Source organism: Paenibacillus sophorae (assembly GCF_018966525.1).
Classification (GTDB): Bacteria; Bacillota; Bacilli; order Paenibacillales; family Paenibacillaceae; genus Paenibacillus_AQ; species Paenibacillus_AQ sophorae.
The window spans coordinates 5860569-5867720 of sequence record NZ_CP076607.1 but is presented as its reverse complement, the minus strand read 5'-3'; the positions used below and the strand labels follow the sequence as shown (position 1 = coordinate 5867720).

Annotated in this window: 14 protein-coding genes; all 14 read left to right on the top strand. The window is 49.3% G+C overall.

Annotated features, from left to right (window positions below; translation table 11 throughout):
• Positions 1 to 23: 23 nt before the first annotated feature.
• Positions 24 to 350 (top strand): hypothetical protein, encoded by a 327-nt coding sequence (locus KP014_RS28510; protein ID WP_051500607.1) that lies wholly within the window; start codon positions 24 to 26, stop codon positions 348 to 350.
• A complete protein-coding gene (locus KP014_RS28505; protein ID WP_036603499.1) occupies positions 316 to 621 on the top strand; it encodes a DUF771 domain-containing protein in 306 nt (101 codons plus the stop codon). Before KP014_RS28510 ends, KP014_RS28505 begins: the two co-directional genes overlap by 35 nt.
• Positions 622 to 848: 227 nt before the next feature.
• Positions 849 to 1601, top strand: coding sequence for a Rha family transcriptional regulator (locus KP014_RS28500; RefSeq protein WP_051500608.1), 753 nt, complete (start codon positions 849 to 851; stop codon positions 1599 to 1601).
• An 80-nt stretch (positions 1602 to 1681) separates the two neighbouring features.
• The gene (locus KP014_RS28495; RefSeq protein ID WP_051500609.1) at positions 1682 to 2293 is read left to right on the top strand and encodes a hypothetical protein; all 612 of its coding nucleotides are present in this window, start codon (positions 1682 to 1684) and stop codon (positions 2291 to 2293) included.
• Positions 2286 to 2549, top strand: a complete 264-nt coding sequence (locus tag KP014_RS28490) for a hypothetical protein (protein ID WP_036603502.1) — start codon at positions 2286 to 2288, stop codon at positions 2547 to 2549. Before KP014_RS28495 ends, KP014_RS28490 begins: the two co-directional genes overlap by 8 nt.
• Positions 2536 to 2886 (top strand): helix-turn-helix transcriptional regulator, encoded by a 351-nt coding sequence (locus KP014_RS28485; RefSeq protein WP_036603505.1) that lies wholly within the window; start codon positions 2536 to 2538, stop codon positions 2884 to 2886. Before KP014_RS28490 ends, KP014_RS28485 begins: the two co-directional genes overlap by 14 nt.
• 103 nt (positions 2887 to 2989) lie before the next feature.
• Positions 2990 to 3292: a hypothetical protein gene (locus KP014_RS28480; protein ID WP_036603508.1), complete on the top strand. Its 303-nt coding sequence runs from the start codon at positions 2990 to 2992 to the stop codon at positions 3290 to 3292.
• Between the two features lie 59 nt (positions 3293 to 3351).
• Positions 3352 to 3678, top strand: coding sequence for a hypothetical protein (locus tag KP014_RS28475; protein WP_139210676.1), 327 nt, complete (start codon positions 3352 to 3354; stop codon positions 3676 to 3678).
• On the top strand, positions 3675 to 4058 hold the full coding sequence (locus tag KP014_RS28470; RefSeq protein WP_036603511.1) for a hypothetical protein: 384 nt from the start codon (positions 3675 to 3677) through the stop codon (positions 4056 to 4058). Before KP014_RS28475 ends, KP014_RS28470 begins: the two co-directional genes overlap by 4 nt.
• Positions 4039 to 4305, top strand: coding sequence for a hypothetical protein (locus KP014_RS28465; RefSeq protein WP_036603513.1), 267 nt, complete (start codon positions 4039 to 4041; stop codon positions 4303 to 4305). The genes KP014_RS28470 and KP014_RS28465 overlap by 20 nt, the downstream gene beginning before the upstream one ends.
• Positions 4298 to 4579, top strand: coding sequence for a hypothetical protein (locus KP014_RS28460; RefSeq protein ID WP_036603516.1), 282 nt, complete (start codon positions 4298 to 4300; stop codon positions 4577 to 4579). The genes KP014_RS28465 and KP014_RS28460 overlap by 8 nt, the downstream gene beginning before the upstream one ends.
• Positions 4580 to 4588: 9 nt before the next feature.
• Complete coding sequence (locus tag KP014_RS28455; RefSeq protein ID WP_051500610.1) at positions 4589 to 5581, top strand: replication protein; 993 nt, start codon at positions 4589 to 4591, stop codon at positions 5579 to 5581.
• Positions 5544 to 6824 carry a replicative DNA helicase gene (locus tag KP014_RS28450; RefSeq protein WP_051500611.1) on the top strand — a complete coding sequence of 427 codons (1281 nt, stop codon included), beginning with the start codon at positions 5544 to 5546 and terminating at the stop codon, positions 6822 to 6824. The genes KP014_RS28455 and KP014_RS28450 overlap by 38 nt, the downstream gene beginning before the upstream one ends.
• Positions 6778 to 7149, top strand: coding sequence for a hypothetical protein (locus KP014_RS28445; RefSeq protein ID WP_036603519.1), 372 nt, complete (start codon positions 6778 to 6780; stop codon positions 7147 to 7149). The genes KP014_RS28450 and KP014_RS28445 overlap by 47 nt, the downstream gene beginning before the upstream one ends.
• Positions 7150 to 7152 lie beyond the last annotated feature (3 nt).

The following is a 7152-nucleotide window of genomic DNA, read 5'->3' as shown; positions in this document are numbered from 1 at the left end:
CGAATGAAAGGAGGAAAAATTTTATGACCTATGCCGAACTCATTAAACAAGGTATAGCCGCTAAAAAAATGTCTCTCGGTCAAGTTTGTATGAAACTCGCAAAAAAAGACTTGTGGGTAGATAGGGCGATATTAAGCAAATTGCAAAATGGAAATCTTCCCCCAGCAAAAGATCACATTAATAAAGCATTAGCCGAAATTATTGAAATTGATGAAATCGAGCTTCGTTTAGCGGCGGCGAGAGAATTAATCCCCTCTGAATTATTTGAATTAATTCGAAGTACAGGCAATCAAGAAATTAAAGGAGAGGGAAGTCATGGAGGAAAGAACAGAGTTCAAAATCATTATTGATCCGAAATATATCCGACAACTCATTGAAGATGAAACGAGGCGTCTTCTCCAAGATAAAGGCCCGGGAATGTGGTGGGACTTAAAACGCCTCGAAGCTGAAACTTGTCGCAAAAGGGACTGGCTTCTCGAAAACGTCCTTTTAAACCCCGCATTCAAGGAGCAAATGCAGTTCATCACAAATAACTGCGAGGGCGGGCGCTGGATGTTCCGGGGGTTGGAAATGCAGCGTTTCCTGGACGAGCATTTCCACGATCTGAACCGTCCTCGTTAAATGGTATCGCCACTCATTGATAATCTCATACGCAGTCGATTTCAAGTGGTTTCAAAATATTCCCATGCACATAGCTAATACACAATCTATTCACAAGTGCGTAGGGTTGATTTCATAACCGTAAGAGACCAAAACGGAATTTTCCGTTATGCCTGCAACTAAAGGGAGGGATGCCGCGATAGTTAGCCCGGGCAGATAAATTGCCACCAAGAAGGGAGAACGATCTAATGACAAAATTGATCCTGAACACAGAATACGGCTTGTACGCCATGAATGATAAGGCGGTGTACAGCAGTCGGCAAGTGGCCGGCGAATTCGATAAGAACCATTACCATATTCTGCGTTCAATCGACGAAATCACTGAATCCAAAAATGGATTGAGTGATGAAGTGGTCCTTCTGCTCGCAGGTCAGACGATCGAGGAGTTCTATAAAGATAACTTCTTTGAGGACAAATACAAAGACGCTTCCGGAAAGCAGAACCGCCAAATCCTGATGACATACAAAGGAGCGATGCTCATTGTCATGGGCTTTACAGGAGCCAAGGCGATGGCCGTCAAGATCGGGTTACTGAACCGCTTCGAGGCGATGGCTTCGTTCATCAGTTCTTTACTGGCTGCCAAATTGGAGCACCCCGCCTTCACCCAAGCGATAGCCGACTCGAAGGAACAGCCAATGCACTACCATTTCAGCAACGAAGCGGACATGATTAATCGGATCGTACTGGGAATGAGTGCAAAGAAGTTCCGTGAAGCGAACGGGATTGCGAAGGGAGAATCGATCCGGCCGTTTCTTTCATCCGAGCAGATTAAGGCAGTCGAAGACCTTCAACGGGCGGACATTGGGCTGCTGATGGCTGGCTTGGATTTCGATGAACGAAAACAGAGGCTGACCCATTTCATGGAGCGTATGCGAACGAGGCGCCTTCCGAACGCATCGCGGCCTCGGGGCTTGAATGGGGGTGTAGGCATTGACTCTTGAACATCTGGCCCGCCTTTGGTTCAACCATCCAGTGCAGCACGCCGTCATCGTCAAAAATATCATCCGAAAGGAACGTGCTCATGGATAAACTGGAGATTTTTCGTAAAGCCTTCATGACCGCAATCCCGAAAGCATTCTGTGAAATTCCCGATCCTATCGCATTGGATCAATCCATTCTCTACGGTGTGCGGCTGGCAAACAGAGAACGGGACGGCGCCAGTACGCTTGAAGGAATTCGCCATAGACTCACCTTGTTTGAAGGCGTAATGGCCTGCATGACTCTCATCACCCCTCGCAGGCTCGTTCAGGTATTCCCGATCGCCAAATTTTACGATGGGGAACGATGGCAGATAAAGGACTACTTCACCACAGTAAAAATGATCGAGGAACACGGATGGGACAAGCCGATCAGCGACCCGCATCACTTCATTTGGGATTACGGGAATTGGGAAATGGGAGAGTTCTTGGTTCGTTATATGAGCCTCATGAGTGACATGCGGAGGGCTCAAGGGCAACCCGGGATAATGGAGGAATGGTTAGCAGACAAAGGGGTCCCAATGTACACGATGCATACTGACCCGAGCGGAAGGCAATTCATGGTTGATCCGAATGGCCGTTCCTTTCCGGTCCGGAAGCCGCGGCCTAAGCATTTGAAAATTGTTCAAAGTAGGAGGGTTAAAGCCCGTGACTAATCCTGCACAGCCAGCAAAAGTAGGGAGCATGAGACGGATTGACTGCAACGATTTGGTTTATATGGCCGATATCAAAAGCCGCCTGTTCGGGATCATGATGTCCATCCAAAATGACGATCTTGCAGACAAGCCGGAACTGTTGGAACAGCTGTCGAAGTTGGCCGAATTGGTCATCGAGTATGAGGGGGCATTTACGTATCCGTTCATGCAAATGAGACGAGCGGAGAAGGAGGGGAAAAGCGATGTCGCCGAATAACCAAAACCGGCAACAACAGTCAATTAAGTTGCTTCGCCGCCATCTTGCAGAAGGCAGGTTCCCGATCAGCCTGCGGGAAGCGAGATTGAACGCTCATATGTCGCTGGAAGATGCGGCAAAGGCGGTTGGTATCACGGTTCGGACATTGAAAAAGTGGGAGGAAAACTGCGCGGGGACAAACATCATTGCGCTGATAAAACTCTGTATGCAGGTTTATCAGATTGGCATAAACCATGTCTGGTGGGGCGACGAAGCCGATCTTCATCGAGTCAGAGCTGAGCATTATGCGGCTGAAAAGCAAAATCGCCTTAACACATCCTTGGCGGGGCGCGGTTAAGACGATCATAAATTCAATCATATGGGTAACTCTTGGCGCCATTATATCGTCATTCGATCATTCGCGTCAAGAGGCTACCCATTCATGGGAGCGTGTAAATTTTATGAAAAAATTCCTTCTTCGCTTGATGCCTATGGGTATAGAGTCTGCCAAAAAGCGCAGACAAAAGCGCATGGAGCTGGCTTATCAAATTATGTTAGAGCATCAGGTAAGGGATCTGAAAACAAGGCTGGATGCGGCGGAAGATCGGCTGCAAGAGATACAGGCTAATAAGAACGACATGTTTTCCCATCTTTGCAATGTTTCCACCGTGCAGCATAACTTTATCGAGGCCCGCGGCCTTAAAGAGCAGTATGTACAATACGCAGAATCGGTGCGCAAAGAGAAAGTGGGTGCGGCGATATGAGTATTGCCATTCGCAAGGACCAACCTTCTGCCCAGGCTTCGGAATGGGTCAAGTCATCCATGCGTGAAGTCACGCGATTGCACGGTGTAAGCGGGCTGCTGTCTTCCTTGAAGTCTGATATCGATAAGCGTCATTCAGAGGACCGTATGCGTTGCTGGCGCCTTCTCTTGCCTATTGCACGCGCTGTTGTATGGGAAGAGTATGTGCGCTACGGAGAGACGCTTGATGTATATACGAATTTGGATGATCGGGAGGACGAAGTTTCGTCCCCCTTTGAACCTGTAATATCTGCTCAACTTCTTTCGGGTCTAGGGGCCTATGCAGAATGGCACACTGACCCGATGCGAAACGAATTCAGTTGCTGGGACCGGGAGGTGCGGGGATGACAACAATTATTTTCCCGAACGATCTGGATCGGCAAAAAACCTTGGAATTGGCAGATGAAGCGGCCGAGCAACTTCAAAGTTTCGTGGCTGAGAGCGGCGTTAGTGATGTGCTGCAAAGCCTGGAAGAAAGGCTTGGGCAATCCAGCGGGAACATTGACCTTCAGCAACACTTTTTACTCTCTATTCTCAAAATTGTTGTAGTAGCACTGTACCGGCTTCCGAGTCATTCCCTCAACGTAATTACCGGGAAAGACCGAAACGGCCTGTTCGTTTCCGCTCAATGTTCCAGCGGAGCCTATGCGGAGTGGCATAGCGACCCAGCACTCAACGTCTTTGAAAATTGGACCCGGGGGTGTACGGATGAGCCTGGAGACGCATGAATATGTACGCCCTCCCATGCTTCCAAATGCCGATTTTGAGGACCGGTACCACCACCTGAATTATGACTGGAGCGGGTTCTATAATCAGCCCGTCTCAGCGTTCATGAAAGAACTGTCTGCGATGGATTCTCAGATCGGATATGATGCCATGCTGGAGCTGCTTGAACAGATCGTTTGGCGCATTCAGTTGGGATATGAGATTGAATCGTTTTTGATGACTGTGTTCGGGGAGGTGCGCCATGCCTGAGCGGATGTTGGTCGATCAACTGCTTCAAAGATTTTGCGCGGTTGAGGATCGCGCTGAAGCGGTCAGCCACATGATGGATGAATTGGACGAGGTGTGCCCCGACGGCCGGGCGCGTAATACGGCGGTTTACCGGGCGATGGAGCAGGAATATACATGCCTGTGTGCCGAGCGGGAGTTCATTGAGAGCCTGGGCATTTCGGAGCTTGAAGCTATGTCTATTTTGAGGAATGGAGAAGCGGGGGAACCATCACAAATTGTTAGACAGAAAGAGTAGGTGAGGCGGGTGACCGACTCTCGCAGAAAACGCGGCTATGTAGGAATTGCAAATCAGATATGGGACGAGGTCATTCGCCGGGATTTCACAAAGCGCCAGAAGGACGTTCTCATGTTCCTCTGGCGACTCTCTTACGGCTGTAATCAGACTGTTGCTGTTGTACCGAGACAGAAGGACTTTGCCCTCTGCGGTGTAGGGGAGAACAAGGCGGGCGATGAACTGAAACACCTGGCCGCCTGCAAGGTGATTTTCCGAAATGGGAACGAGTATCGTTTTAACGAAGATTTTGAGTTTTGGCAGATATCTCCGGTGAAGGGCTGGGACGATGAACGATTCAAGGAATTGATTCATTTGAACATCGAAGTGTCGAAAAAGTGCAAATCGGTAGATGAACCAAAACCTGCCCCAAGGCTTCGATTGAAGAAAGGAAAACTTCCCAGAACGGTAACTTTTAGTCGCAAAAAAACTTCCCAAAAGGGGAACTTTCCGTCAGGTAATAACTTCCCAAAACGGGAAGCTGAATTTTCTGCCGAACTTCCCGAAAAGGGAAGAAATATTGAAAAAAACTTCCCGAAAAGGGAAGACGGAGAGTCGTCAAACCCAAGCGGGGCGCGGGATACAGCCGCTCTAAATACATCTTTTAAAGACAGTAAAGATATATATATAGCTCAATTCGATGAATTTTGGAATTTGTATCCGAAGAAGGTTGGCAAGAAAAAGGCGCAGGAGAAATTCATCAAGCTTGCACCTGATTTAGATTTTGAGAAGGTCATGACAGGAACACGGAATTATATATCTTACTGCAAACGAGTCAACAGGTATTTTAAAGACGGAGCCACGTTCGTTAATCAACAGGGGTGGGACGATTTCGCCGAAGGTGATGGCTTGGTTGATCAGACTGCAGGTCAGAGCAAAGCACCGCCTCTTGAGAAAATCAAAGTAACCAAGGAGGATCAAGAATTCTATGACAGACTTTACGGGCAGAGCAGCGGAACCACATGAAGAAGTGCTGGGGGCGCTTTTGAAAGACCCCTCCCTTTACCCGGGATATAAACATGGGCTGACGCCGGAGCATTTCAAGGAACTGGATTGGCTTTACCGGATCATCCAGGAAACGGACGCCGCTGAAGAACTGAGCTTCCGGGGGATCGCTTCTCGCATCCCCGTAGATCGCATAAAACTGCTGCATGACCTGCGCGGCACTTTCATCAGCGAAAGTCGATTGCCTTCCCTGATTCAGCAGCTCAAAAAAGACGTCCTGGCCGAAGAATTGAAATCCCTGTCTCTTGAAACGCTCGGCAAGGTCAATGACGAGAACAACCCGGATGACGTCCTTCGTGTTCTCCAGCAGCGGTCACTCTCTCTTTTCACCAGCGAGAGCAAGGACGGGAGCACGCCGGATAAGGATGTTGACGGCTGGGTGGATTACATCCTCGAAATTGTGGAGGACCCGAAAAAGGCATTTGGGCTTCTGAGCGGCATGTACTCCATCGACAAGATGACGACAGGATGGCATCGGCAAGATTTTTCCGTAATCGGTGCCCGGACGAGCATGGGCAAGACAGCCTTTGTGCTTGAAATGCTGATGCGTCTGAACGCCAAGGGGCATAAGTGTGCGATGTTCAGTTTGGAAATGGCGAAGAGGCAGCTTTTCAACCGCATGATGGCGAACATTCTTCAGGTCGATTTTGAACAATTCCGGACCGGGCAGCTACCGAAGCATTTTTACACCGAACACATGGTTCGTGAAAAGAAGCGGCTGACCTCCCTATACATCGACGATACCCGGGCCGTGTCGGCTGACTACATCGTGGACGAAATGCGGCGGCTAAAGCGGACGCAGGGCCTTGATTTCGTAGTGGTGGATTATCTTCAGGACGTTCGGGAGCAAGGAGAGTCGAACGATAACGGCGGCAGCGCCCTTGCTAGGGTCTGTCGGAAACTGCGGGCGGGGGCGCAGGAAATGGACTGTCATGTGATGGGGCTTTCCCAGGTCGTGCGCGGTGTTGAGGATCGGAAGGATAAGCGTCCCGGGAATGCTGACCTGGCCGGAAGCACTGGCATTGAAACTTCTGCCGATGTCATCGCCTTGCTGTACCGGGACGATTACTACGAACCGACTTCATCCAGCAAAGGCATTCTGGAAGTCAATTTCACGAAGCAGCGCAATGGAAGCCGCGGGAAGGTGGAGCTGATGTATGACCGACAAACGCAGCGAATCACGGAGTTGGAATACAGAAGATAAGGGCCGGCTCGTTGCGCAGTATCAGGAAATCTTAATCCGGCAGGTGCAGGCTGCTTTTGACAGCAAAGAAATGGACGAGGTCACTTATCAGCGATTCATGACAGAGGATTGTTTAGCTGAGTCGAAAAGCGAGATTTGCGACCACTTCGACCGACTTTTCAAAGAACTGGCAGCCTATCATCAGGAGAGACTTCAGCAGCGGATTCTTAAAGGTGCTGAGTTGCTAGATTCGACAAGTAAGGACGATCCAAAGTATCCCGAATACATGCGGCTTTATGACGCTTTGGTTGGACGATTGCAAGAAAGCCAAAAACGAGGAGGTTGAACC

What these genes read in the sequence shown, in the direction of transcription:
- KP014_RS28510 (WP_051500607.1), top strand. Translation starts at nt 24, where the DNA reads ATGACCTATGCCGAACTCATTAAACAAGGTATAGCCGCTAAAAAAATG.
- KP014_RS28505 (WP_036603499.1), top strand. Translation starts at nt 316, where the DNA reads ATGGAGGAAAGAACAGAGTTCAAAATCATTATTGATCCGAAATATATC.
- KP014_RS28500 (WP_051500608.1), top strand. Translation starts at nt 849, where the DNA reads ATGACAAAATTGATCCTGAACACAGAATACGGCTTGTACGCCATGAAT.
- KP014_RS28495 (WP_051500609.1), top strand. Translation starts at nt 1,682, where the DNA reads ATGGATAAACTGGAGATTTTTCGTAAAGCCTTCATGACCGCAATCCCG.
- KP014_RS28485 (WP_036603505.1), top strand. Translation starts at nt 2,536, where the DNA reads ATGTCGCCGAATAACCAAAACCGGCAACAACAGTCAATTAAGTTGCTT.
- KP014_RS28480 (WP_036603508.1), top strand. Translation starts at nt 2,990, where the DNA reads ATGAAAAAATTCCTTCTTCGCTTGATGCCTATGGGTATAGAGTCTGCC.
- KP014_RS28475 (WP_139210676.1), top strand. Translation starts at nt 3,352, where the DNA reads ATGCGTGAAGTCACGCGATTGCACGGTGTAAGCGGGCTGCTGTCTTCC.
- KP014_RS28470 (WP_036603511.1), top strand. Translation starts at nt 3,675, where the DNA reads ATGACAACAATTATTTTCCCGAACGATCTGGATCGGCAAAAAACCTTG.
- KP014_RS28465 (WP_036603513.1), top strand. Translation starts at nt 4,039, where the DNA reads ATGAGCCTGGAGACGCATGAATATGTACGCCCTCCCATGCTTCCAAAT.
- KP014_RS28460 (WP_036603516.1), top strand. Translation starts at nt 4,298, where the DNA reads ATGCCTGAGCGGATGTTGGTCGATCAACTGCTTCAAAGATTTTGCGCG.
- KP014_RS28450 (WP_051500611.1), top strand. Translation starts at nt 5,544, where the DNA reads ATGACAGACTTTACGGGCAGAGCAGCGGAACCACATGAAGAAGTGCTG.
- KP014_RS28445 (WP_036603519.1), top strand. Translation starts at nt 6,778, where the DNA reads ATGACCGACAAACGCAGCGAATCACGGAGTTGGAATACAGAAGATAAG.